The following is a 24,423-nucleotide window of genomic DNA, read 5'->3' on the forward strand; positions in this document are numbered from 1 at the left end:
CTGTAAGGAGATCGAACATGGCAATCCGCATTGGCGATGAAGCACCGGATTTCACCGTCGAAAGTACCGAAGGTCCGCTCCACTTCCACGAGTGGATTGGCGACAAGTGGGCCATCCTGTTCTCGCATCCGAAGGACTTCACCCCTGTCTGTACCACTGAACTCGGTTATATGGCCGGACTCAAGCCGGAGTTCGACAAGCGCAACACCAAGATCGTCGGGCTTAGCGTCGACCCGGTCAGTGACCACCGGGCCTGGCTCGGTGACATCGAAGAAACCCAGGGCCATGCGGTCAACTATCCCATGATCGGCGACGAGAACCTGGTCGTGGCGAAGCTCTACGACATGATTCACCCGAATGCCAGTGGCGGCTCACGCACCGCCGTGGACAACGCCACGGTGCGCTCGGTGTTCATCGTCGGCCCGGACAAGAAAGTCAAGGCGATGCTGATCTACCCAATGAGTGCCGGGCGCAACTTCGATGAAGTGTTACGCCTGCTCGACTCTCTGCAATTAAACGCCAAACACACCGTTGCCACTCCAGTGAACTGGCGTCCGGGTGAGGACGTCATCATCCCCACTTCGGTATCCGATGAGGAGGCCAGGAAGAAGTACCCGCAGGGCTTCAAGACGTTGAAACCCTATTTGCGCACCGTGGCGCAGCCCAAGTAACAACACCCGGCAAGGGCTCAGTCATGATCGGTCGTCAGGCGATATGACTCGACGTTCATTTGTAGACGCATCCGACTGACTGCGTTTTGGCCGAACGCTGACGCTGGCCAACGCAGTTCAGTCGAGCGTAGATTCCGGTTTATCCACGCGATACGACCGCCCCTTCACCACCTCAAGCAAGAGATTCCCATGGCAAACCACGACCTGACCTTCCTCCCCGACCCGGACCCGGAATCCATTTCCTCCGATGTCGCCGGTTTCAACGGCCTGCTGGTCTCCACTCAGATCCCCACCCGCGCCGACGGCAGCCTGGAGCTGGGCGGCATCGCCCTGCAGAGCGAGTGCACCCTGCTGGCACTCAAGGTAGCGCTGGAGCGCGCCGGCAGTTCCATGGACCGGGTCCTGCATCTGACCATCTACCTCACCGACATGGCCGACCGCGCCGCCTTCAACGAGGTCTACCAGCGTTTCTTCGCCAAGCCCTGGCCGGTTCGCGCCGCTGTTGGCGTGGCCGCCCTGGCGGTCGAAGGCATGCGCGTGGAGGTCACCGCGATGGCGGCCCAGGGCTGAGTGTGCGGGCTCATCCCGTGAGCTTATCCGGCGGCCCTGCTCAGCGAGCGGCCGCCACCGGGCAGCATGCGGGGGTGGGCCTGCGCTCGATTGCCGCCGGTCAGTGGGTTCAGTGACCACCTTTCGGGTTGCCTGAGGTAAATTGCAGAGCGGGGGAGTGCACCCGATCATCCCCGCCTGCGTCGTTGTCAGGCATCGCGCAAAAGGTCGTGAGCGTTGAGCAGCTCGTAGGCGATCTCCGGGTGTTTCTCCAAACCGCGGCGAATGGCAGCCGGGATCGATTGGCGGGTTTTGCGGCACAGTCCGGGCAAGTCCAGGAGGTGAATACCGATGCCGCGCATGCTTCGCACTTCGTGGAAACTTGGGGTGATTTGCAGACGAATGCCTAACTGCTCGTACATCCGACGCTGCATATGCTCGAGGTCGGTCAGGCTCTGAAGATTCTCCAGCCGCTCAAGCAGGCGCTTTTCCTCCTGGCGGGTCAGGTACAGAATGCGCAAATCAGCGCTGGGTATGTCCGCCAGCTGTTCACGCCCGCAGTCGCAGGCCCCGGGTGGGCAAGGTTGTCGAATCTGGAGAGAGGCTGTCATGGTCTCCAATCATAGCTATCCGCAATCGCTATTGCCCATCGGGTTCGTCGCGACTTGATGAGGGTTTCGGGGCGGACATAACCGCCCCGTACGGATCGCACCTCACGCCCATGTTTTTCCGAGCGCTTCCAGACCGGCCTTTTGCAGATCCTGCGGACTCATGACAAGACGGAACTTGCAGTTAGCCTGGAAATTGAGAAAAAACGGTTCCGCAAAACTGGGGATTTCGGATGAGTCTTGTACGTTGATCAGGAAAATCCCACCGCGCATTCCATCCTGCTCGGTAAAGTAGGCAGCCTCCGGTTTGATGCTTTCCAGGATACGCCCAATGATTTCGCCTACCTTCCCGGCTCTGACGAGAGCGTTGAACGGCTCATGGGGGAACTCGACCATCAGTAGCATTTTCATCATTCGACTCTCTATTCAAGTGGCTGCTTCGTCTCCCTACCTTTGCTCCTGTTCAACCGTTCCAGCGGCGTGTCATTAAGCATAGCGAAGCATGAGCCACTCACCACCGGCAAGAATGCCACTTGACCCATGGCTCACATCCGCGCCAGCGCCTGGGCCAGGTCGGCGCGCAGGTCTTCGATATCCTCGACACCCACTGACAAACGCACCAGCGCATCGCCGATGCCGAGTTGCGCGCGGGTGCCTGCGGGGATGCTGGCGTGGGTCATGATCGCCGGGTGCTCGATCAGGCTTTCCACCCCGCCCAGGCTCTCGGCCAAGGCGAAGATCCGTACACTCTCGAGGAAACGCTTGGCGCCCGCCAGGTCGCTGTTCAGGTCGAGGGAAATCATCCCGCCGAAACCGCGCATCTGCCGCCGTGCCAGTTCGTGCTGCGGGTGCGACGACAGGCCCGGATAATAGACACGCGCCACCTGCGGCTGAAGCTCCAGCCATTGCGCCAGTTTCAGCGCGTTGCTGCAGTGGCGTTCCATGCGCAGCGCCAGGGTCTTCACTCCGCGCAGGGTGAGAAAAGCGTCGAACGGCCCGGCGATAGCCCCCACCGCGTTCTGCAGGAAGCCCAGGCGCTCGCGCAGTTCTGCATTCTGCCCGACCACCGCGATGCCGCCGATCACGTCGGAGTGGCCGTTCAAATACTTGGTCGTCGAGTGCAGCACGATATCGAAGCCCAGCTCCAGCGGGCGCTGTATCCACGGGCTGGCAAAGGTGTTGTCGGCCACGCAGATGATGCCTCGCTCGCGGCAGGTGCGCGCCACGGCGGTGAGGTCCGTGAGGCGCAGCAAGGGATTGCTCGGCGTCTCGACCCAGACCATCCGCGTGTCGTCCTGTAGCGCCGCTTCGAAGGCCGCCAGGTCAGTCAGATCGACGAAGCTGAAGCGATGCCCGGCGCTGCGTTGGCGCACTTTGTCGAACAGGCGGAACGTACCGCCGTACAGGTCATTGCCAGAGACAATGTGCGAGCCGGCGTCGAGCAGTTCGAGCACGGTGGAGATCGCGGCCAGCCCGGAGGCGAAGGCGAAGGCCTGGGTACCGCCCTCGAGGTCCGCCACGCACCGCTCCAGTGCAAAGCGCGTCGGATTGTGCGAGCGCCCGTAGTCGAAGCCCTTGTGTACACCGGGGCTCTGCTGCAAGTAGGTGGAGTTGGCGTAGATCGGCGGCATCAGCGCGCCGGTGGAAGGGTCCGGCGCCTGTCCAGCATGGATCACACGGGTGGCGAAGGCGCGTGGCGGGACGGTTTCATCGTGCTGACTCATGTGAGGGATCTCCGCAAGTGATTGAGCATGTCGACTCGAGTAATCAGGCCGTGGAAGCCCGAGGCGTCCGCGATGATCGCTACCAGTCCGCGATCGAGTTCCCCCTGCAGTTCAGCCAGGCTGGCGCCGGGAGGCAGGGTTTCCAGCTTGCCGGTCATTGCGCTGGCCACTGTCATACGGAAGTGCGAAGCGTCTTTGTGCACGTCAAGCAGAATATCGGACTCGTCGATCACGCCGATCAGCCGCTGTCCGTCCACCAGCACCGGTAGCTGCGACACATCCGCCAGGCGCATGCGCTGGAAGGCGGTGAGCAACGTGTCGTCGGGGCCCACGCTGATCACCCGGCCATCCTCGAAGCGCCGCGCGATCAGGTCGCGCAGATCGCCGTAGCGCTTGCGCGCAAGCAGGCCCTGATCGGTCATCCACTGGTCGTTGTAGACCTTCGACAGGTAGCGGGTGCCGGTGTCGCAGACGAAGCTGACCACCCGCTTCGGCTCGGTTTGCTCGCGGCAGTAGCGCAATGCTGCCGCCAGCAATGTGCCGGTCGAAGAACCGCCGAGAATGCCTTCGGCGCGCAGCAGTTGGCGGGCGTGATCGAAGCTTTCCTCGTCGCTGATCGAGTAGGCGTGGCGCACACTGGACAGGTCGGCAATCGACGGAATGAAGTCTTCGCCGATACCTTCCACCGCCCACGAACCGGGTGTGCCGAGGGTACCGCTGCGGCTGTATTCGGCCATCACCGAGCCGACCGGGTCGGCCAGCACCATTTCCAGGTCCGGCTGCACGCGGCGAAAGAAGCGGGTCAGCCCGGTCAGCGTGCCGGCCGAACCGACGCCGACGACGATGGCATCCAGATCATGCTGCGTCTGCGCCCAGATCTCCGGGGCGGTGCTGCACTCATGGGCCAGCGGGTTGGCCGGGTTGTTGAACTGATCGGCGAAAAAGGCGTCGGGAATCTCCTGCGCCAGCCGCGCGGCAACGTCCTGGTAATACTCGGGATGGCCCTTGCCGACGTCGGAGCGCGTGATGTGTACCTCGGCGCCCATCGCCTTGAGGTGCAGAACCTTCTCGGTGGACATCTTGTCCGGCACTACCAACACCACCCGGTAACCCTTGGCCCGACCGACCAGGGCCAGGCCGAGGCCGGTGTTGCCGGCGGTGGCCTCGACGATGGTGCCGCCGGATCGCAGGCGGCCATCGCGCTCGGCGGCGTCGATCATCGCCAGGCCGATGCGATCCTTGATCGAACCGCCGGGGTTCTGCGATTCGAGCTTGAGGAACAGCGTGCACGGGCCGGTATCGAAGCGGCTCACACGCACCAGTGGCGTGTTGCCGATCAGTTCGAGCACGGCGGGGCGGGAGTCGTTCGGCATGTCGTCACCTCGCTGCGGGAATTCGCACTGGATGGACAGCGACCTGCGGCCAGTCAAGCGCGCCAGCCGCAGGCAATGTCTCGCTTGGAACATAGGCCGGGATTGCGCCATCCGCAACTTTACGCAGCCAGCCGGTAGCGTCGCCGCCGAAACGACAGGCTCCCCGAATGGCACGACGCTGTTCAACCGAGCGTAGTGTCCGGTTCGTCCAGGTGATCGATGTGCTTGAAGCGCTCAACCAGGAAATCGATCAGGCTGCGCACGCGCGCCGACAGGTGCAACTGTTGCGGGTACACGGCATAGACATCGGCGCGGGTCGGTGTCTGATCTTCCAGTACCAGACGCAGACGACCACTGCGCACATACCGGGCGATGTCCCACTCGGCCCGAAGCAGAATGCCGTGACCTTCCAGCGCCCAGTTCAGCGCTACTTCGCCGTCGTTGCAGCCCAAGGCACCGCGCACCTTGACGTTTTGTGTGCGCCCACCGTTGGTGAAACTCCATACACCATAGGGCGTTTCGTTTTGCCGCAGGAAGATGCAGTTGTGTTGCTGTAAATCCGTCAGGCGTTGAGGTACGCCGTGTTTTTCCAGGTACAGCGGCGAGGCGCATAACAGACGGCGATTGGAGGCGATCTTGCGTGCGTGGAAGGCAGCGTCCGGCAGCGTGCCGAAACGAATACCCAGGTCAAACCCGTGAGTCGCCAGGTCGAGCGGGTGATCGCTGATTTCCAGCTGTATTTCCACCTCCGGGTATTGCGCGAAAAACGCGCCCAATGCGGGGCCGATGTAGCGCCGCCCGAATCCCAACGATGCGTTGACACGAATCAGGCCTTTAGGCGTCGCCCGACTGCTGCTGATCAACTGCTCGACCTCATCGATCTGCGTCAGGATGCGAGCGGCATGCGAAAAATACAGTTCACCTTCAGAGGTCAGGCTCATCGAACGCGTGGTGCGGTTGACCAGCCGTATGCCTAGCCGTGCCTCCAGCGCGGTCAGGCGTTTGCTCACTGCCGGCGGCGTCACGCCAAGCTCTCGGGCAGTCGCCGCCAGGCTGCCTTTGTTGGCCAGCAGGTAGAAAAAAGACAAATCCAGGGTCTGGCTCATTCGTAACTTAAAGTTATGTATGTAGTGATTTGGAGTAACTCACGCTTATTTGCTCACTACATATACTCCGCTCACACCCTGATTGAACACCCCGGTTCGACAGGCATAACAAGACCGTAACGAGAGTGGAGTTGATTGATGAGCGCATACAAGATTGCTGCCGTTCCAGGTGATGGTATCGGTGTTGAAGTGATCGCTGCTGGCGTCGAGGTGCTGCAAGCCTTGTCGAAAAAATCCGGCTTCGAACTGGACTTCAAGCACTTCGACTGGAACTCCGATAATTACCTGAAAAACGGCTACTACATCCCGGAAGGTGGACTGGAAGAGCTGAAGACCTTCGACGCCATCTTCTTTGGCGCTGTCGGTGCGCTCAACGTCCCGGATCACATTTCTCTCTGGGGCCTTCGTCTGCCGATCTGCCAGGGCTTCGACCAGTACGCCAACGTGCGTCCGGCTCGCGTACTGCCGGGGGTAAAAAGCCCGCTGCTCAACGGTGACCAGATCGACTGGGTGGTGGTGCGTGAAAACTCCGAGGGCGAGTACTCCGGCAACGGCGGTCGCGTGCACCGGGGCCTGCCTGAAGAAGTCGCCACCGAAGTGTCAGTGTTTACCCGTGCCGGGGTAGAACGGATTCACCGCTTCGCTTTCGAACTGGCGCAAAGCCGTCCACGCAAACACCTGACGATGGTCACCAAGTCCAACGCTCAGCGTCACGGCATGGTGCTGTGGGACGAGATTTTCTACGAAGTCGCCAAGGATTTTCCGGACGTCAGGATCGACAAGGAACTGGTCGATGCGGTGACCACGCGGATGGTGCTCAAACCGTCGACACTGGACGTTATTGTCGCCACCAACCTGCATGCCGACATCCTCTCCGATCTGGCTGCGGCGCTGTCCGGCAGCTTGGGCATCGCACCGACGGCCAACCTGAATCCTTCGCGCAAATTCCCGTCGATGTTCGAACCGATCCACGGCTCGGCCTTCGACATTACCGGTAAAGGCGTTGCCAACCCGATCGCGACGTTCTGGACGGCGGCGATGATGCTCGAACACCTCGGCGAGCCCGCTGCGGCGAAACACTTGATGTCGGCTATCGAAGCGGTGACCGAAAGCGGTTTGCATACGCCGGATCTGGGTGGCACGGCCACCACCCGCCAGATTACCGATGCGGTCATCGAGTTGATCAACTGCTGATATTTTCCACTGACTCAACGTAGCACTGCGGCACAACGCCAAGGGGACGATCACCGATCCGACCCCTTGGCATTTCCTGACAACAATAAAAAATCAGGGCCCTGTCATGAAAAGAATATTTGGCAAACTCTACGTACAAGTGCTCATCGCCGTCATCCTTGGCGCCATCGTCGGAGTGTTCGTTCCTGAAACCGGCGCGGCGCTCAAACCTCTGGGCGATGCGTTCATCAAGCTGATCAAAATGCTCCTCGCACCGGTGATCTTCCTGACGGTGGTCACGGGTATCGCCCGCATGGAAAACATGAAGGAGCTGGGCCGTGTCGGCTTCCGGGCTCTGCTCTACTTCGAAGTCGTGTCCACGCTGGCGCTGGTCGTCGGCCTGGTCGTCGTCGATGTGTTCAAACCCGGCGTGGGCATGAATATTGATGTCGCCACGCTGGATACTTCCAGCCTGGCAACCTACACCTCAGCCGTGAAACACGCCTCGTTCATGGACTTCGTCATGAACATCATCCCCGACACCATCGTGGATGCTTTCGCCAAGGGCAACGTGTTGCAAATCCTGCTGTTTTCCATACTGCTCGGCATTGCTCTGGCCCATGTCGGGACGCGCGCAAAGGTGTTCGTCGACACGCTGGATAGCCTGATGCAGGGGATGTTTCGCATCGTCAATATGGTCATGCGCCTGGCCCCCATCGGTGCATTCGGCGCCATCGCGTTCACCATCGGCAAATACGGCTTCGGCTCGCTGTTCTCGTTGGGCAAGCTGATGGCTTGCGTCTACCTGACCTGCGCTGTGTTCGTGGTCTTTGTGCTGGGGCCGATTTGTCGCTACAGCGGTTTCAGCCTGTGGAAGTTCCTGAAATTCATCAAGGAAGAACTGTTCACCGTACTCGGCACCAGCTCTTCGGAATCGGTGCTGCCGCAGATGATTTCCAAGATGGAAAAGGCCGGTGTGTCCAAGCCCGTTGCCGGGATGATCATTCCCTCCGGCTTGACGTTCAACCCGGATGGGCAAGCGATCTATTACACCATCGCCGCTATCTTCATTGCCCAGGCGACGAACACGCCGCTGACCCTGACGGATCAATTGATCGTGCTGACCGTGTTGATGTTTACGTCCAAAGGCTCTGCGGGCGTCACCGGTTCGGGATTTATCATTCTGGCGGCCACGTTATCTTCCCTTGGCACCATTCCGGTAGCGGGAATGGTGTTGTTGCTCGGCGTCGACCGGTTCATGTCGGAAGCGCGAGCGATCACCAACACCATCGGCAACGGCGTCGGCACCCTGGTCATTGCCAAATGGGTCGGTGCACTGGACACCGTGAAAATGCACAACGCACTGAATGGCGAGGCTGAAGAAGAAAAGCCTGAGACGGTGCAGGACGAGCTTGTCTTTGCGCCTCCATCGGCGGCGGCCAGCCCCTTGCTACCCAGCCTGAAAAAAGCCTCTCGGGCGTCGTGACAGACCGCTTTTCGACCCAAAGCTGACATTGTCCTCAGTCAGCTCCAGGTCTGCTCTCGATCCCGCGGGTTGCCGGCTATTCAGCGGCGCCACGATCCCTCGGGCAATTCGACCTGTCGATGGGCCGCAGCCAAGGCAACCTTCAGCCCCTCTTTATCCAATGGAATGCAGTAGGCGGGTTTAGCCCGTTCGAATCGCCAGCTTTCATCAAGGCTGCCAGCATCGAATCCAATCTCGTCCAGCAGCATGATTACCAGGTCTTTCGCGACCGGATCATCAGCAGCGATCGGGAGTGCGCGTCGGTCGGGCGCAGCTTTCGGGCGTGAGTCTTGCACCAGGTCTTGAGCGAGGATTGCGTTAAAAACCTTGACCACTTTGGAGTGGGGCAGATGCTCGGCGAGCAGGCGGCTGGTGGTGGTTTCGAATCGGTCCAGGACGGGAATGTGGCCGTCTCGTTCCGGGTAGTTGTTGGCATCCAGCACGGTTTTGCCCTCTAGCCACTTGGCCGGCACGCTTCGGTAATGCTCGAGAGGAATTACCACGAGTACAACATCGGCGCTACAACCACCGCCCCACGAGCATTCAACAGTTCCCGCAATACCGAGCGATGGCAGTGGCGTTCTTCCTTGCAGTAGCAACCGATGGCCAGCGATGTTTGATGGGAGAGGGCGGCCAACATATCCAGCAGTTGGCTGGGGGCGGGTTGATTCATTTCGGCCTTGAATTTGCGTCGAAAGGCTTCCCAGTCTTTTTCGTCTTCCGCCGCTTTGGCTTCGGCCACCAGCTTTGCGCTGGGGGAGAGGGCGGGGAGCCAGGTGTCGTAGAAATCGCGGCTGGCGAATTCGGCTTTCGGAACACCACGAGGTGGGCGGCGGACGGTGCCCAGGCGCAGGCCTTCATGGGGTGTTCGGGGTGAGCCGAGTTGCACGATATGGATGGGCATTCATGCTCCATTAGTGGTGGGTGCGCTCAAGCCAGTCCGCGGCCGTGCGGCAGATGCAGATCCCCAGAAAGTAAGCCGACATCGCGAGCCACAGTCCCATGACCAAAGGATTGACGGTCGGGTGGTTGAGGACCAGTGACAGGCTGCACAGCAACCAGATGGACGTCACGGCAATGTTGATCGGCATGAACCGCCGCACACGGAACGGGTGAAGGAACTTCATCCGGGTCACCGTCAACAGCGCCAGGCCGATGATGGTCAGCAGCGTCAGCCAGGGTGTCGGGGCAATGATGTAGAGGCACAGGGTGACGACGTTCCACGCGGCGGGGAAGCCCTGGAAGTAGTTGTCCTTGCTCTTCATGTTGACGTTGCAGAAGCAATAGAGCGACGAAACCAGGATCACCGAGGTGGTCAGCAGCGGGGTGTAGGCCGGTAAATCGATGTAACGGTAGATGAACAGCGCCGGGATGAACACGTAGGTCAGGTAGTCGATGACCAGATCCAGCACCGACCCGTCGAGATGCGGCAGTACCGTTTGGACATTGACCTTGCGCGCCAGCGAGCCGTCCACACCATCGACGATCAGCGCCACGCCCAGCCACAGCAGGCAGGCTCTGGGCTGGTTATCGAACAAGGCGAGGGTCGCCAGGAAGGCGGTCACCACGCCGGTAGCGGTAAAGCCGTGGGCGCCCCAGGCTTTAAGCGTGGCCATGCGTCGGGTCGTGATCAAGGGGCGTTCTCCAGCAAATGAAACGGGCCAGTTGCTACCACCGACGGGGTCACCGGCAAACCTGGCTGGGTTGCACCTATCGACCGGATATTCGGCGATAAGGTTCACCTGCGCGCAAACGACCCAACGTCGACACTCAATAAAAATAGCCTATCTTTTGGCACTTCCCTGTCTATTGAGCACCACGTTTTGCCTGCCAGTTTCCAAGCAGAAGGCAAAACGTGCAATTGCGCAAGATTGTTCAAGACAAGCGGCTGATCGGCTGACACAGTTAGCGACCTTTTCTTCGTTGTAGAGAGCTATGTCTGACAATCTATTGCCGCGCAGTGCTTTCCTGCGCGGCGCCGCTGCCGTAATGCCCTTGTCCCTGGCGACTGCGCCGTGGGGGCTGCTGGCGGGTTCGATGGCCATTGAGGCCAACCTCACTCCACTGCAAGGCCAGGGCCTGTCGAGCATTGTCTTTGCGGGCGCTGCGCAACTGGTGGCGATCGGGATGCTCAAGGGCGGCGCCGGGATTTTCTCGATTCTGCTGACCACCTTGCTCCTGACGTCACAACACCTGCTGTACGGCATGAGCCTGCGCCCGGTGGTTTCACCCTTGCCGGGCCGCTGGCGGGTAGGGCTGGGCTTTTTGCTCACCGATGAACTGTTCGCGCTGACCAGCCAATATGACAAACAGCAGTTCAATCGTTGGTACGCCCTGGGTGTGGGCCTGACCTTTTATGTGGCGTGGAATCTTTTCACTCTGGCCGGCATCGTGCTGGGCAGCAGCATTCCGGGCCTTGAACACTTGGGTTTGGACTTCTCCATTGCAGCGACGTTTATCGCGTTGATCACCCCCGTGGTGCGCAACATCCCGACGGTTGTCTGCGTGGCGGTTTCGCTGTTCTGCTCGGTGTTGTTCAACTACTGGCACTGGGGCTCGGCGCTGGTGCTGGCCGGGTTGCTGGGGATGAGTGCCGGGTTTATCTGCAACAAGTTTTATGGAGAGCGCACATGATGGCCTGGGCGGTTATTTTCGGCATGGGCTTGCTGGTTTTTCTCAACCGCTACGTGTTCCTGGAACCACGGCTGCCAGTGCGTTTGAGCAGCAACGCGCGGCAATTTCTCGGCTTTGCGGTGCCGGGCATGCTCACGGCGATCTGCGGACCGATTGTGTTCATGCCTGACCATCAATTGAACTTGCAGTACGACAATCCGTACCTGATCAGTTCACTGGTCGCCATCGGCCTGGTGCTTTACACCCGCAGTACCCTGATCAGCATGCTGCTGAGCATGGGCTTCTTTTTTCTGTTGCGTTGGTGGCGGTGAAGCACAGTCTCACTTTTTCGAGGTTTTGCTGCTGCCGGGAATGTGCAGGTAATTCATCACGCTTTCGGTGAGTTCGGTTGCCAGCTTCACAGCTTCCTTGTTGCGCGCCATCACCCCGGCGACCAAGCCTTCGATCAACGCCAGCACGGCGATGTTAGAGCTGGTCAGCACCGGGTGGTCGGCGGGAGCAAACAGCACGTGCTGTGCAATGTGAGTCAAGGGCGAGGCGGGTGAGTCGGTGATCGCCAGCACGGTCGCGCCGCGCTCAAAGGCAAAGCGCGACAGTTGCAGGGTGTCGAGGGAGTAACGCGGCAGCGAGATCGCCAGCAGCACGTCCTGATCGGTAATCGCGGCCAGTCGGTACGCGGCGTTTTCGTTGCCGCCTTCCATGCTGATGGCGGTGGCGTCGGCGCAAAAGGGCATCAGGGTCGAAGCCGCGAGGCCAGCCATGTAGACGCTGTTGCCAAAGCCGAGGATGTAAATCTTGCGCGCCTGGGTCAGGCAGGTGACCACGGCTTCGAAAGTGTCAGGATGATTGTTGGTGCCGGCGGTGCCGAGGTTGCTGGTGGCGCTCTGGATTTGCTCATGCAGACCGAACGCACCCCCGGGGCGGTGCGCCAGTTCGTTACGCAGTTTGTCCACCGGGGACACCATCTGCTGCAAGGTCGCGACCAGCTCGGCTTTCATGCCGCTGTAACCCCCCAGGTCCAACGCCTTGGCCAGACGGTTGACCGCTGCCGGCGAGGTGGAGGTTTCATGGGCCATCTCTTCGATGGTCAGAGTCGCCGCCTTCAGCGGATGACGCAGGATAAAGTCCGCCACCTTGCGCAGCGACGGCTGCAAGTCGGCAAGAATTTCTGCCAGTTTGCGCATCACTGGAGCGGCGTAGACCGTGGTGTTTTTCGAAGGCGTAGGCATAACCGGCTCAACATCCGCTGGAGATTGGAAGGGACCAAGCATGGTTCCCCGTAGGAGCTGCCGCAGGCTGCGATCTTTTGATCTTCGGCGTCCTTGCAGACGCCAAAAGATTGCAGACTGCGGCAGCTCCTACGGGAGATTTGGTGGTTATCAGATAGGTGTCGATACCGATGGGCGCCAGTGTATCCGAAGCCGACCGTTGGCGGGCAGCACCCGCCAACGGTCGGCGAGCGGCTTACTTCAAGCTGCCGGCCAGAAACTGCTGGAGGCGTTCGGACTGTGGGTTGACCAGCACTTCACGCGGGTTGCCGCGCTCTTCGACCAGACCTTTGTGCAGGAACACCAGTTGGTTCGACACTTCGCGGGCAAAGCCCATTTCGTGGGTCACCACCACCATGGTCCGGCCTTCGAGCGCCAGGTCTTGCATGACTTTAAGCACTTCGCCGACCAGTTCCGGGTCGAGGGCCGAGGTCGGTTCGTCGAACAGCATCACTTCCGGCTCCATCGCCAGCGCGCGAGCAATCGCCACGCGCTGCTGCTCGCCACCCGACATGTGCGCCGGATAAGCGCCCATGCGATGGGCCACGCCGACCTTGTTCAGGTAATGCTCGGCCTTTTCCCGAGCCAGTTTCTTGTCTAAGCCCTGCACATGCACCGGTGCTTCCATGACGTTTTCAAGGGCGCTCATGTGCGACCACAGGTTGAAGTGCTGAAACACCATCGCCAACCGTGAACGCATGCGCTGCAGCTGTTTTGGCTCGGCGGCCTTGAGCCCGCCGGTTTTGTTGGCGATCAGTTTCAGCTGTTCGCCATTGAGCAGGATGTTGCCTGAGTTGGGTTGCTCCAGCAGGTTGATGCAGCGCAGGAAGGTACTTTTGCCCGAGCCACTGGAGCCGATGATGCTGATCACGTCGCCGGCCTTCGCCTCCAGAGACACGCCCTTGAGCACTTCGTGGGTGCCGTAGCGTTTGTGCAGATCCTGAATTTCAAGTGTGTTCATGGTGTCGATTCTCTTGAGTCAGTCGCTGAGCAAGCGACCCTGGCGAATAGGGGTAGAGCCTGCGACCTTGGCCAGCCACAACCCGGGTTGGGCAAAGCGCAGGCGTTCGCGGGCATAAAGGATGCCGTCGGTGCTGGCCGTTACCACGCTGTGGCGATCGCTCAGCGGGTCGAGCACTTCGAACAGCGGGTCGCCGACCTTGACCCGAGCCCCCAGCGGTTGCAGAAAACTCACCACGCCGGGGTGTGGCGCATAGGCGTATTGCGCACCGGCGAAGGGCGTCGCCTCGCAGCAGGTGGATGGCGCGTCTGGCCAGTCGCCACGGATCAGGTCTTGTTCGGCCAGATAGCCAAGGATCTGCTCGGCACTGGCCATGCATGGTTCGCGTTCGGTGTCGGCCATGCCGCGCAGTTCGAGGGTGGTCGCCACGCAGGCCAGTGGAATGTTCGCCTGCGGGAACCGTTCGGCCAGGCGCAACCAGGGCATCGCGCAGGCTTCATCGAAGGCATTGCCGCCAGCGTCCTCGGCCAACAGAACGGCCCCTGCGCCGAGGCGTGCGGCCAGTGAACGCAGGCGCGGCCAGTTTTGCGGCAGAGCATATAGAAGCATGATCGACTCGAAGTCGCAGTGCAGGTCCAGCACTACATCGGCATCGCAGGCGTGCTGCAACAGCAGGCGGCGCAGGCCATCGAGTTCCGATTCGGCCAGCGGCATGTCGGCAATGGCCTCGACCATCGCGCGACGGATCAGCACCACGTTGGCCTCGGCATCCGTGCCCAGTTGGCCTTCCAGGTGCACGGCCACGGCTTCGGCCAGCTCCGGGAAGTCACGATTGAAGTTCTTGCCGCTGTTGAACTCGAAGCGCCCCTGATGGGTGGCCTGGAACATTTGCCCGATACCGATCGGATTGGCCATCGGCACCAGTTCGATAACGCCGGTCAATCGGCCTTGTGATTCCAGCTCCCGCAGACGGCGCTTGAGTTCGACGGCAACGCGCATGCCGGGCAGTTCGTCGGCATGCAAGGACGCCTGGATGTAAGCCTTGCGCGAGCCACTGCCGAACCGAAACAGCGACAGCGTGCGTTCAGTGCCGCAGGCGCTCCAGGGCAGGATGTAATGAATGTGCTCCATGAGTATTCCTTAATGCTTGCGTGGGGCCAGGTACGCCAGCCAGTGACGTTCGGCGAGCTTGAACAGGCGCACGAGAATGAACGTCAGGGCCAGGTAGATCAGGCCGGCGGTGATGAACGCTTCGAACGGCAGGTAGAACCGCGCACTGACCGTGCGCGCCGCGCCGGTGATATCGACCAGGGTGACGATCGACGCCAGGCTGGTGGTCTGCAGCATCATCAGCACCTCGTTGCTGTACTGCGGCAACGCCCGGCGCAGAGCCGAGGGCAGCAGAATGCGGCGGTACAGCGTCAGGCGGCTCATGCCCATCGCCTTGGCTGCTTCGATCTCGCCGCTGGGTGTGGACTTCAGACTGCCGGCCAGCAGTTCTGCACTGTAGGCACTGGTGTTGATCGCAAAGGCCAGGCAAGCGCAAAAGGTCGCGCTGGACAGATACGGCCAGAGCACGCTTTGGCGTACCGCTTCGAACTGCGCCAGGCCGTAGTAGATCAAAAACAACTGCACCAGCATCGGCGTGCCACGGATGGCGTAGGTGTAGAGCCAGGCCGGGCAGTTGATCAGCGGCGAGCGGGAGACGCGCATCAACGCTAGCGGAATGGCCAGCATCAGGCCAAAGGCCAGGGAAATCAGCAGCACTTTAAGGGTCAATAACGCGCCACCGAAATACAGCGGCAGGTTTTCCCAGATCAGGTTGTAGTCGAGCATGGTCGGTTCGCTCCCACTCACAGAACGGCGGCTTTGATGCCGACCGAGTAGTGTTTTTCCAGGGCGCGCAGCACCAGCAACGAGACGCTGGTCAGCACCAGGTACAGCGCCGCCACCGCGAGGAAAAACGTAAAAGGTTCATGGGTCGCGTCGGCGGCGTTCTTGGCCTTGAACATCATGTCCTGCAGGCCGATCACCGAGATCAAAGCGGTGGATTTGGTCAATACCAGCCAGTTGTTGGTGAACCCGGGAATCGCGAAGCGAATCATCTGTGGCACCAGAATCCGCCAGAACACCTGGGCGCTGCTCATGCCGTAGGCCGCGCCGGCTTCAGCCTGACCTTGCGCGATTGCCATGAAGGCGCCGCGAAAGGTTTCCGAGAGGTAGGCGCCGAAGATGAAGCCCATGGTGCAGACACCCGCCACAAAGGGGTTGATGTCGATGTAGTGGGTGTAACCGAGCCCGAGGGCGATGCGGTTCACCAGGTCCTGGCCGCCGTAGAAAATCAGCAGAATCAGGACCAGGTCGGGGATACCGCGAATCACTGTTGTGTAACCTTCGCCGAGTGTTGCCAGCCATTTGAGCGGTGACAGGCGAAACGCCGCGCCGATCAGACCCAGGGTAATGGCCAGTGCCATGGAGCTCAGAGCCAGATTGATCGACAGCCAGGCGCCATCGAGAATGCTCGATCCGTAGCCGTGAAGCATGATGAAGTTCCTCACCCGAAACGCCGACAGGCGCGCGGGACCAACGGGTTAATTGCTATCAGTCAAGGTGCAAACCTGTGGGAGCGAGCTTGCTCGCGATAGCGGAATATCAGTCAACATTGATGTTGAATGTGCTGCCGTCATCGTCGGAACGCCGCCCGGAGCAAGCTCGCTCCCACAATGCTTATTCGCCGTAGATATCGAACGCGAAGTACTTGGCCATGACCTGCTGGTACTTGCCATTGGCACGGATCGCATCAATCGCCGTGTTCAGGCGTGCCGCGTTCGCGGTATCGCCTTTGCGCAGCGCAATCCCTGCGCCTCGGCCGAAGTATTTCGGGTCATTGATATCCGGTCCCACCAGGGCAAAACCGTTACCGGCCGGGGTCTTGATGAAGCTCTCATCGGTGTTGACGCTGTCGGCGAGGGTGGCGTCCAGTCGGCCCGACGCCAGGTCCAGCGAGGCTTCGCTTTGCGATGAGTACCGCACGATCTCGACGCCGGCGGGGGCCAACTGTTCGGTAGCGTAACGGTCATAGGTCGAGGAGCGTTGCACGCCGAGTTTCTTGCCTTTGAGATCGACCTTCGGGTCGTTGAGGACCTGGCCGGCCTTCATCGCGAACTTGCCGGGGGTGTGGTAGTACTTTTTGCTGAAGTCGACTGACTTCAAGCGGTCGTCGGTAATCGACATCGACGACAGCACCGCATCGATCTTGCGCACTTTCAACGAGGGAATCATCCCGTCGAATTCCTGGATGACCCACTGGCATTTGATCTTCATTTCTTCGCACAAGGCGTTGCCGATGTCGTAGTCGAACCCGCTGATGTTGCCTTCCGGGGTCTTGAAGGAGAACGGCGGGTAGGCGGCTTCGATACCGATACGCAGACTGTCTTCGTCGGCGTGGGCCAGGGTGCTGACGGCGCAAAATGCCAGAGCAGCCAGAAGTCCTGTCTTGTTCATATTGTTGACTCCGTGGGTGGGGCGATTGAGAGGTGAATGCCTTCCGGTCTGGCGAGGTGTGCAGCGGGTTACGTGTCCGTGGCGCATATGATTGACATGTTTTATTTCATAAATCAAATGTATGAAAAAAATAATATCAAAACGGTCCGTTGTGTCAGCAGTTCGATGACGCAACCAGGAGACAGTGCCCTGACGGCACAAGGAGGCTTGGGTGGCCAAGGTTGATGGCCGGAAGTTATAAAGTCAGATCACATTGGTATAAGTGGTTATAAGAAATGTCGCTATGCTGCTTGCCAGATTTTTAAGTCGTCGCGCTGGTTTTGTAAGGTATGACAATGGACTTCGGTAATTTGGGTTTTGTGGTCGCAGGCTTGGTTGTCGGGTTCGTTGTCGGCATGACCGGTGTGGGCGGCGGCTCGTTGATGACGCCGATTCTTCTATGGTTCGGCATCAATCCGGCGACCGCCGTCGGCACGGATTTGCTGTATGCCGCGATCACCAAATCCGGTGGTGTACTGGTTCATCAGAAGCACCGGAACATTGACTGGAAAATTACCGGCTGGCTGACGTTGGGCAGCGTGCCTGCGGTCGCTCTGACCCTGGTGTTCCTGAAATACCTCAATACTGATCCCCAAGCGACCAATGCGATTATCAAACAGGCCTTGGGCTTTGTTTTGCTGCTGACAGCACTGGCGATTTTCTTCAAAAAACAGTTGCTGGCGTTTGCCCAAAAACATGCGGGCGACCATTACCACCTCAGTAACCGGAACCTGAACCTGCTGACCATCGTCACGGGCGCGATACTCGGCCTGATGGTTGCATTGACGTCCATCGGTGCCGGCGCGCTGGGGACTGTGGCGCTGTTCATCCTGTACCCGTTTCTGGCGACCAAACGCCTGGTCGGCACAGAAATCGCCCACGCCGTACCGCTGACCCTGGTCGCAGGATTGGGGCACGCGAGCATGGGCAACTTGGATTGGCATTTGCTGGGTTTTCTGTTGATGGGATCGTTGCCAGGCATTTACATCGGCAGTCATTTGTCCGGGCGTATTTCTGATGGTGTCTTGCGTCCTTGCCTGGCTGTCATGCTGGTGTTTATCGGCTACAAGTTGGCGTTTTGATCCTGCGGTAACGACCTTTCAGGCAACTGTTGATCCCCGGCATGGCGCTGCCCCTCTCAGCGCCGTGCTTACGGGAGACGCCCTGGCGATTACTTGCGCGCCTCCAGAATCAAGTTAAACGGTGTCTCTGTCGCCCGGCGGAAATGCTTGAATCCGGCCTTGGTGAAGACATCCCGTAGCCGTGCTTCTCCCGCTTGAGCCCCAAGCCCCAAACCGACTTCCTGGGACAACGAGTTCGGCGTGCAAATAAACGTCGACGCGGCGTAGAACAATCGCCCTACCGGGGTCGCGTTTTCGTCGAGCTGGTCATTGGCATAGGGCTCCACCAACAGCACCGTTCCGTCGGGCTTGAGCGACTCATAGGCGTGCTTGGCAGCGCCGACTGGATCGCCCATGTCGTGGAGGCAATCGAAGTAGCAGATCAAATCGTAGTCATTGCCCGGGTAGTTCTTGGCGGTGCCCTGAACGAAGCGTGTGCGATCGGCCACGCCGCCTTCTTCAGCACGTTGGGTGGCGGTGGTGATAGAGGGGGCGTGGTAGTCGAAGCCGACAAAACTTGAGGCCGGGAACGCTTTGGCCATGACCACCGTTGACGCGCCGTGTCCGCAGCCGACATCCGCGACCTTGGCGCCGGCTTGCAGTTTCTCTACGACGCCTTCAAGCGCGGGTAACCACTCGCCGACCAAGTGTGCGCGGTAGCCGGGCCTGAAAAACCGCTCGGTGCCGCTGAACATGCAGCTATGGTGATCGCCCCAGGCAAGGGCGCCATTGCCACGCATGGCCGCGATCAGTTTGTCTTTGTCATGGTAAAACGAGGCAATCACCGAGGCGCCACCTGCGACATAAACCGGCGAGTCCTCGACCGCCAGCGCCAGGGCTTGCTCTTCTGGCAGGCGGAATTTCCCATCGACGTGTTCCATGTAACCGGAGGCCGCGTGGGCGCTGAGCCACTCGCGCAGCAGCCGCGCATTGCAACCGGTCTTGCTGGCCAGTGCTTCGGGGGTGACGGGTTGGCTGTCGGCCATGGCCCGGTACAGACCGAGTTCGTCGCCCAGGATTACGTTTGCGAGCATCGCTGCGCCGCCCATGTCGGAAATCAGCTTGCCCATGAAGTCATTGAGTTTGGCTTCGTCCATAACGGGTCCTCCTGAAAAAAGACCACCGGCGAAGGGGCGCGCGTGTAGAGGCAGCAACCTTTCAGGCGGTGGTCGGATGGATGATCAGGGCGACAATGCAGGCGCGTTGTGAAGCCAAACCGTCTGCCACGCGATTGCCCGGACACACGACATGTCCGGGCAAGTTGGACGCGAGAACGTCGTCCTGCATGACGTCACTGTGGGGCAGTGCCCCACAGGACAATTACGATTGGCCAGTGGCTCCAGCGTCGAGAGCGAGGTTTATCTGAAGACTCGCTGCTTACGGACCCGGATTTGGCAACGTCCCCCCTACGGGGGACAAATTAAGTGTAGTACGCGATAACACACCGTGCCCTGTGTTTCGGCGTTTGCGGAGCGAGCCTGGACAAGCGGAGTGACCTAAACCTGCGTCGCTGGATGCGGTTGCGGATTGAGCCCGCTGACCTAAGCTTCGCTACATGGCGATAGAAATTTCAGGCGGCTGAGCTGGATCTTTCGCTTTGATGCGCAATCATAAGTGTGGAAATCAAAAGGAGATGCGCATGCTCATTCGGTCACTGACCCTCGTAACTCTGCTCGCTGTCGCCGGCCCTCTATTTGCCGCAGACAACGATACGCCCCTGGCCCAGGAACTCGGCAGGAACCGGCCGCTGATCGTCATCGCTCCCAGCAGCATCGACCCGACGCTGGTCAGTCTGAAAAAGTCCCTGGCCGAACCTGCCAACAGCCAGGCCTTCAAAGAACGCAATATGGTGCTGTACACCGTGGTCAACCTCATGGGCCAACGTGATGGCAAGGATCTCGATGCACAAACCACCATGGCGCTGATTCGTGAACTGAAACTTGGCGTCAGCGGCGAGACCAAGGTCATTCTGGTGGGCAAGGACGGCGAGAAAAAACTCGACCACCTTGGCCCGATAGAAGCCAAGGATCTGTTCGCCACCATTGACCAGCTTCCTGCTGCCGAGAAAGAGGCGGTGCCACCCGCGCCGCCGCCCGTCGAGGCCACGCCGGTCAAGGGCGGTAAAGGGGGGAAAGCAGGCAAAGCTGCAAAACCGGCAGCACCACCGCAACCATTGGACGATTGATCATTGCGCCCGGGATTGCGTGAAGAACCAAAAAAAACCGGCGCAACCAAAGTCGCGCCGGGTGTGTTGCCAGTCAGCGAGCGGATATCGTGGGTCCGTTCGCTGACTGTTGAACGCGTGCGGGCTTAGGCTCGCTCGATTGCCAGGGCCACGCCCTGACCGCCACCGATGCACAGAGTGGCGAGGCCTTTCTTGGCGTCACGCTTGATCATTTCGTGCAGCAGCGAAACCAGCACCCGGCAACCTGACGCACCAATCGGGTGTCCCAATGCGATTGCCCCACCGTTGACGTTGACCTTGCTCGTATCCCATTCCAGCTCCTTGCCGACCGCCAGCGACTGCGCGGCGAAGGCTTCGTTGGCTTCGATCAGGTCCAGTTGATCGAGGCTCCAGCCGGCCTTGTCGAGGCAGCGGCGGGTCGCGGATACCGGGGCGATGCCCATGATGGCCGGGTCGACGCCGGCATTCGCGTAGGCGGCGATCTTCGCCAGTACCGGCAAGCCCAATTGCCTGGCTTTGGCGGCGCTCATCAGCAACACCGCAGCGGCACCGTCATTGAGGCTGGAAGAGTTGCCGGCGGTGACGCTGCCGTCTTTCTTGAACGCCGGCTTGAGCTTGGCCAACGACGCTGCGGTGGTCTCGGCGCGAGGTTGTTCGTCGACCGCGAAGGACAACGGATCACCTTTGCGCTGTGGAATCAGGATCGGCGTGATCTCGTCGACAAAACGCCCGGCTGCAATAGCGGCCGTGGCTTTTTGCTGGGAAGCGGCGGCGAAAGCGTCCTGTTCCTCACGGGTCAGGTGGTACTTGTCCACCAGGTTCTCGGCAGTGATGCCCATGTGGAAGTCGTTGAACGCATCCCACAGGCCGTCGCTGATCATGCTGTCGACCATTTTCGCGTGGCCCATGCGCAGGCCGGTGCGAGCGGCCGGCAACACGTACGGCGCCAGGCTCATGTTTTCCATGCCGCCGGCGATGATCACCTCGGCATCGCCGCAACGAATCGCCTGCGCGCCCAGATGCAGCGCCTTGAGGCCCGAGCCGCAGACCTTGTTCAGGGTCAGCGCCGGTACGGCGTGGGGCAGGCCGGCGAGGATCGACGCTTGACGCGCCGGGTTCTGGCCCGAGCCTGCGGTCAGTACCTGACCGAGGATCACTTCATCGACTTGATCCGCCGCCAGACCGGTTTGCGCGAGCAATTGACGAATCACTGCGGCACCGAGTTCCGGTGCCGGGATGCTGGCCAGCGAACCCTGGAAACTGCCGATGGCGGTACGGGTGGTGGCAACAATCACAACTTCTTGCATCGAATTTCTCCTCAGGGTGCGGTTCAGGCGAACTGCATTTCTGGAACGTGGTCGGGAACGATCAGTTTGCCAGCGGTCTTGCTGACGATTTCCTCGACGCTCACACCGGGCGCACGTTCCTTGAGGATGAACGCGCCGTTTTCGATTTCCAGGTAGGCCAGATCGGTCAACACGCGTTTGATGCAATTGGCGCCGGTCAGCGGCAGGCTGCAATACGGCAGCAGTTTCGATTCACCGTCCTTGGAGGCGTGGGTCATGGTCACGATGATGTTGTCTGCACCGGCCACCAGGTCCATCGCGCCGCCCATGCCCTTGACCAGTTTGCCGGGGATCATCCAGGAAGCAATGTTGCCGTGTACGTCGACTTCAAAGGCGCCGAGCACGGTGAGGTCGATGTGGCCGCCGCGGATCATCGCGAACGATTCGGCGGACGAGAAAATCGAGGCGCCAATGCGCGCGGTGACGGTCTGTTTGCCGGCGTTGATCATGTCGGCGTCGACTTCGTCATCCGTCGGGAAGGCACCCATGCCGAGCAGGCCGTTTTCCGATTGCAGCATGACTTCCATGCCTTCGGGGATGTAGTTGGCGACCAGGGTCGGAATGCCGATGCCGAGGTTCACGTAGTAGCCGTCTTGCATTTCGCGGGCGACGCGCTGAGCCATTTGTTCGCGGGTAAGAGCCATTGTTATTCTCCGTTGAGCTGGGGGCAGGGGATCACTTGCGCACGGTGCGTTGTTCGATGCGTTTTTCGAACGTGCCGCAGATGACCCGGTCGACGTAGATACCAGGGGTATGGATCTGCGTTGGGTCCAGCTCGCCGGGTTCGACGATCTCCTCGACCTCGACCACGGTGATCTTGCCGGCAGTGGCCGCCAGCGGGTTGAAGTTCTGTGCGGTATGGCGGTAGATCACGTTGCCGAAGTGGTCGGCCTTCCAGCCTTTGACGATGGCGAAGTCGCCGGTGATGGACTCTTCCATCAGGTATGGACGGCCCTTGAACTCGCGGATCTCCTTGCCCTCGGCCACCGGAGTGCCGACGCCGGTGGCAGTGAAGAACGCCGGAATGCCAGCGCCGCCAGCACGCATTTTTTCCGCCAGGGTGCCTTGCGGGGTCAGCACGACTTCAATCTCGCCGCTCAGCAGTTGTTTTTCGAACAGAGCGTTTTCGCCGACATAGGAGGCGACCACTTTGCGGATCTGCCGGTCCTCCAGTAGCACGCCCAGGCCAAAACCGTCGACGCCGCAGTTGTTGGAAACCACGGTCAGATCACGGGTGCCTTTGCGCTTGATCTCGGCGATCAGGTTTTCCGGAATGCCACACAGACCGAAGCCGCCAGAGATCACGGTCATGCCGTCTTCCAGACCGGCCAATGCTTCCTCATAGGAAGCCACGCGTTTATCGAAACCTGCCATAGACACCTCTTTTATTCTTGGGGGCGGCTGGCTAGCCGTATGGGGACGGAGTGTTGCTCTATCAGATTGATTTGATAAGTTGATTTTTAAGGTTGATTGATAGATAAAACTCAGCAATCGGTTGTAGTCAGCATGTTGAGGAGCGGTGATGACAGTCAAGCAGATCAGGGCGTTTTTGGCGGTGGCGCAGAGTTTGAGCTTTGCGGTGGCCTGTGAGCGGCTGCATCTGTCGCAGTCGGCATTGAGTTTGACCATCAAGGCCCTGGAAGACGGACTGGGCGGGCGGCTGTTCAGCCGCACGACACGCAACGTCGCGCTGACCCCGGAAGGCGAGTCCCTGCTGCCGCTGGCCCGGCGGTTGATCGCTGACTGGGACAACGCCGAGGACGAAATGCGCCAGCGTTTCACCCTGCAGCGCGGCCGGGTGACGCTGGCGGCAATGCCATCGTTTGCCGGCAACCTGCTGCCGCCGATCCTCAAGACTTTTCGCGCGCGTTACCCCAAGGTCAACGTCACGGTGAACGACGTGATCAACGAGCAAGTGCTGGAAATGGTCCGTGATCGCCAGGTGGAGCTCGGTGTGGCCTTCGAGCCGATGCAGAGTTCGTCGCTTGCGTTTACCCCGTTGTACATCGACCGTTTTGTCGCGGTAGTGCCGAGTGATTCGCCGCTGGCCGAGCTTGCCGAGATTGACTGGAAAACGCTCCTGGAGCAGCCGTTCATCACGTTGCAACGGCCGTCGACGGTGCGGGTGATGCTCGAAGAACACTTGCAGGCGCGGCAGATGAAGCTGCCGGTGGAGTTCGAAAGTCATCAGTTGGCAACTGTCGGGCGGATGGTCGCCAGTGGGCTTGGTGTGAGTGCGGTGCCGGCGTTGTGTGTCGAGCAGATGCGCGAGCTTGGCGCTTGTTGCATTACCTTGAGTGATCCGGTGATTGAGCGGGCCATCGGGGTGTTGACCAAGCCGGGTCATGAGCTGTCGGCGGCGGCGCAGGCGTTGTTCGACATCCTCAAAGGTGAGGTTCGTTAATCTGTGGGAGCGGGCTTGCTCGCGAAGGCGGCCTGACAGCCGACCTATCTTTTGCAGATGTACATCAATCAACACTGTGTGGCTTGCCTGCGATGGCGGCCTGATAGCCGACCAACCTCTTGCAGGTGTACATATCCGTTGCTGCGGTAACGGCTGCTTAGGGTTTCGCCCTTACGGCCAGCCCTTTCAAGGTCTTCGTTTAAAATCCCCCAAAACTCCAGTCAAGGTGACT

At 60.2% G+C, this 24,423-nt stretch carries 27 protein-coding genes; 9 read left to right on the top strand and 18 right to left on the bottom strand.

The window, feature by feature from the left end:
• The first annotated feature begins 17 nt into the window (after positions 1-17).
• Together AC1RPZ_RS21070 and AC1RPZ_RS21075 are read left to right on the top strand one after the other, a co-directional pair.
• Positions 18-671: a peroxiredoxin gene (locus tag AC1RPZ_RS21070; protein ID WP_493139075.1), complete on the top strand. Its 654-nt coding sequence runs from the start codon at positions 18-20 to the stop codon at positions 669-671.
• Positions 672-860: 189 nt separating this feature from the next.
• Complete coding sequence (locus AC1RPZ_RS21075; protein ID WP_493139076.1) at positions 861-1,241, top strand: RidA family protein; 381 nt, start codon at positions 861-863, stop codon at positions 1,239-1,241.
• Between the two features lie 188 nt (positions 1,242-1,429).
• On the opposite strand, the gene AC1RPZ_RS21080 is transcribed toward AC1RPZ_RS21075, so the two are convergent.
• The 5 genes from AC1RPZ_RS21080 to AC1RPZ_RS21100 all read right to left on the bottom strand — a co-directional run bounded on the left by AC1RPZ_RS21080 (position 1,430) and on the right by AC1RPZ_RS21100 (position 6,031).
• Positions 1,430-1,831 carry a hypothetical protein gene (locus AC1RPZ_RS21080; RefSeq protein ID WP_493139077.1) on the bottom strand — a complete coding sequence of 134 codons (402 nt, stop codon included), beginning with the start codon at positions 1,829-1,831 and terminating at the stop codon, positions 1,430-1,432.
• 102 nt (positions 1,832-1,933) lie between these two features.
• Entirely contained in the window at positions 1,934-2,239 is a 306-nt protein-coding gene (locus tag AC1RPZ_RS21085; protein WP_493139079.1) for a panthothenate synthetase, read from the bottom strand.
• 134 nt (positions 2,240-2,373) lie between these two features.
• A complete protein-coding gene (locus tag AC1RPZ_RS21090; RefSeq protein WP_493139081.1) occupies positions 2,374-3,552 on the bottom strand; it encodes a cystathionine gamma-synthase in 1,179 nt (392 codons plus the stop codon).
• A complete protein-coding gene (locus AC1RPZ_RS21095; RefSeq protein ID WP_493139082.1) occupies positions 3,549-4,925 on the bottom strand; it encodes a pyridoxal-phosphate dependent enzyme in 1,377 nt (458 codons plus the stop codon). The genes AC1RPZ_RS21090 and AC1RPZ_RS21095 overlap by 4 nt, the downstream gene beginning before the upstream one ends.
• A 182-nt stretch (positions 4,926-5,107) precedes the next feature.
• Positions 5,108-6,031 carry a LysR family transcriptional regulator gene (locus tag AC1RPZ_RS21100; RefSeq protein WP_493139084.1) on the bottom strand — a complete coding sequence of 308 codons (924 nt, stop codon included), beginning with the start codon at positions 6,029-6,031 and terminating at the stop codon, positions 5,108-5,110.
• Positions 6,032-6,169: 138 nt separating this feature from the next.
• On the opposite strand from AC1RPZ_RS21100, the gene AC1RPZ_RS21105 reads away from it, so the two are divergent.
• Positions 6,170-7,225: a tartrate dehydrogenase gene (locus AC1RPZ_RS21105; RefSeq protein WP_493139085.1), complete on the top strand. Its 1,056-nt coding sequence runs from the start codon at positions 6,170-6,172 to the stop codon at positions 7,223-7,225.
• 106 nt (positions 7,226-7,331) lie between these two features.
• Positions 7,332-8,690, top strand: a complete 1,359-nt coding sequence (locus AC1RPZ_RS21110; RefSeq protein WP_493139087.1) for a dicarboxylate/amino acid:cation symporter — start codon at positions 7,332-7,334, stop codon at positions 8,688-8,690.
• Positions 8,691-8,770: 80 nt separating this feature from the next.
• Here AC1RPZ_RS21110 and AC1RPZ_RS21115 read toward each other — a convergent pair whose 3' ends face one another.
• Genes AC1RPZ_RS21115 through pcsA form a run of 3 tightly spaced genes read right to left on the bottom strand, consistent with a single transcriptional unit; the run spans position 8,771 to position 10,345 of the window.
• On the bottom strand, positions 8,771-9,343 hold the full coding sequence (locus tag AC1RPZ_RS21115; protein ID WP_493139133.1) for an NADPH-dependent F420 reductase: 573 nt from the start codon (positions 9,341-9,343) through the stop codon (positions 8,771-8,773).
• Positions 9,226-9,633 carry a DUF488 domain-containing protein gene (locus AC1RPZ_RS21120; protein ID WP_493139089.1) on the bottom strand — a complete coding sequence of 136 codons (408 nt, stop codon included), beginning with the start codon at positions 9,631-9,633 and terminating at the stop codon, positions 9,226-9,228. Before AC1RPZ_RS21120 ends, AC1RPZ_RS21115 begins: the two co-directional genes overlap by 118 nt.
• A 10-nt stretch (positions 9,634-9,643) precedes the next feature.
• On the bottom strand, positions 9,644-10,345 hold the full coding sequence (gene pcsA / locus AC1RPZ_RS21125) for a phosphatidylcholine synthase (RefSeq protein WP_401116623.1): 702 nt from the start codon (positions 10,343-10,345) through the stop codon (positions 9,644-9,646).
• A 319-nt stretch (positions 10,346-10,664) separates the two neighbouring features.
• On the opposite strand from pcsA, the gene AC1RPZ_RS21130 reads away from it, so the two are divergent.
• Positions 10,665-11,363 carry an AzlC family ABC transporter permease gene (locus AC1RPZ_RS21130; RefSeq protein WP_493139090.1) on the top strand — a complete coding sequence of 233 codons (699 nt, stop codon included), beginning with the start codon at positions 10,665-10,667 and terminating at the stop codon, positions 11,361-11,363.
• Entirely contained in the window at positions 11,363-11,674 is a 312-nt protein-coding gene (locus AC1RPZ_RS21135; protein WP_493139135.1) for an AzlD domain-containing protein, read from the top strand. The genes AC1RPZ_RS21130 and AC1RPZ_RS21135 overlap by 1 nt, the downstream gene beginning before the upstream one ends.
• A gap of 9 nt (positions 11,675-11,683) precedes the next feature.
• Here the strand turns inward: AC1RPZ_RS21135 and AC1RPZ_RS21140 are convergent, their stop codons facing one another.
• From AC1RPZ_RS21140 to AC1RPZ_RS21165, 6 genes are all read right to left on the bottom strand, one after another.
• On the bottom strand, positions 11,684-12,592 hold the full coding sequence (locus AC1RPZ_RS21140) for a MurR/RpiR family transcriptional regulator (RefSeq protein ID WP_493139092.1): 909 nt from the start codon (positions 12,590-12,592) through the stop codon (positions 11,684-11,686).
• 235 nt (positions 12,593-12,827) lie between these two features.
• Positions 12,828-13,592, bottom strand: a complete 765-nt coding sequence (locus AC1RPZ_RS21145; protein WP_493139094.1) for an ABC transporter ATP-binding protein — start codon at positions 13,590-13,592, stop codon at positions 12,828-12,830.
• An 18-nt stretch (positions 13,593-13,610) separates the two neighbouring features.
• A complete protein-coding gene (locus AC1RPZ_RS21150; RefSeq protein WP_493139096.1) occupies positions 13,611-14,723 on the bottom strand; it encodes a succinylglutamate desuccinylase/aspartoacylase family protein in 1,113 nt (370 codons plus the stop codon).
• Positions 14,724-14,732: 9 nt separating this feature from the next.
• Positions 14,733-15,428 (bottom strand): ABC transporter permease, encoded by a 696-nt coding sequence (locus tag AC1RPZ_RS21155; RefSeq protein WP_493139098.1) that lies wholly within the window; start codon positions 15,426-15,428, stop codon positions 14,733-14,735.
• A gap of 17 nt (positions 15,429-15,445) precedes the next feature.
• Positions 15,446-16,135, bottom strand: a complete 690-nt coding sequence (locus tag AC1RPZ_RS21160; RefSeq protein WP_493139100.1) for an ABC transporter permease — start codon at positions 16,133-16,135, stop codon at positions 15,446-15,448.
• A gap of 184 nt (positions 16,136-16,319) precedes the next feature.
• Positions 16,320-17,096, bottom strand: coding sequence for an ABC transporter substrate-binding protein (locus AC1RPZ_RS21165; protein WP_493139102.1), 777 nt, complete (start codon positions 17,094-17,096; stop codon positions 16,320-16,322).
• Positions 17,097-17,431: 335 nt separating this feature from the next.
• On the opposite strand from AC1RPZ_RS21165, the gene AC1RPZ_RS21170 reads away from it, so the two are divergent.
• A complete protein-coding gene (locus tag AC1RPZ_RS21170) occupies positions 17,432-18,217 on the top strand; it encodes a sulfite exporter TauE/SafE family protein (protein WP_493139104.1) in 786 nt (261 codons plus the stop codon).
• A gap of 89 nt (positions 18,218-18,306) precedes the next feature.
• Here AC1RPZ_RS21170 and AC1RPZ_RS21175 read toward each other — a convergent pair whose 3' ends face one another.
• Positions 18,307-19,353 (bottom strand): class I SAM-dependent methyltransferase, encoded by a 1,047-nt coding sequence (locus AC1RPZ_RS21175; protein WP_493139106.1) that lies wholly within the window; start codon positions 19,351-19,353, stop codon positions 18,307-18,309.
• A 542-nt stretch (positions 19,354-19,895) separates the two neighbouring features.
• Here AC1RPZ_RS21175 and AC1RPZ_RS21180 point away from each other — a divergent pair.
• Positions 19,896-20,441: a DUF4174 domain-containing protein gene (locus tag AC1RPZ_RS21180; RefSeq protein ID WP_493139108.1), complete on the top strand. Its 546-nt coding sequence runs from the start codon at positions 19,896-19,898 to the stop codon at positions 20,439-20,441.
• A gap of 125 nt (positions 20,442-20,566) precedes the next feature.
• On the opposite strand, the gene AC1RPZ_RS21185 is transcribed toward AC1RPZ_RS21180, so the two are convergent.
• The 3 genes from AC1RPZ_RS21185 to AC1RPZ_RS21195 are packed head-to-tail and all read right to left on the bottom strand — an operon-like array spanning position 20,567 to position 23,161.
• On the bottom strand, positions 20,567-21,748 hold the full coding sequence (locus AC1RPZ_RS21185) for an acetyl-CoA C-acetyltransferase (RefSeq protein WP_493139110.1): 1,182 nt from the start codon (positions 21,746-21,748) through the stop codon (positions 20,567-20,569).
• A 23-nt stretch (positions 21,749-21,771) separates the two neighbouring features.
• Positions 21,772-22,431: a CoA transferase subunit B gene (locus tag AC1RPZ_RS21190; protein ID WP_493139112.1), complete on the bottom strand. Its 660-nt coding sequence runs from the start codon at positions 22,429-22,431 to the stop codon at positions 21,772-21,774.
• Positions 22,432-22,462: 31 nt separating this feature from the next.
• Entirely contained in the window at positions 22,463-23,161 is a 699-nt protein-coding gene (locus tag AC1RPZ_RS21195) for a CoA transferase subunit A (RefSeq protein WP_493139115.1), read from the bottom strand.
• 148 nt (positions 23,162-23,309) lie between these two features.
• On the opposite strand from AC1RPZ_RS21195, the gene AC1RPZ_RS21200 reads away from it, so the two are divergent.
• Positions 23,310-24,191: a LysR family transcriptional regulator gene (locus AC1RPZ_RS21200; protein WP_493139118.1), complete on the top strand. Its 882-nt coding sequence runs from the start codon at positions 23,310-23,312 to the stop codon at positions 24,189-24,191.
• Positions 24,192-24,423 lie beyond the last annotated feature (232 nt).

It is taken from the genome of Pseudomonas sp. GW822-FHT02D10, assembly GCF_058802345.1.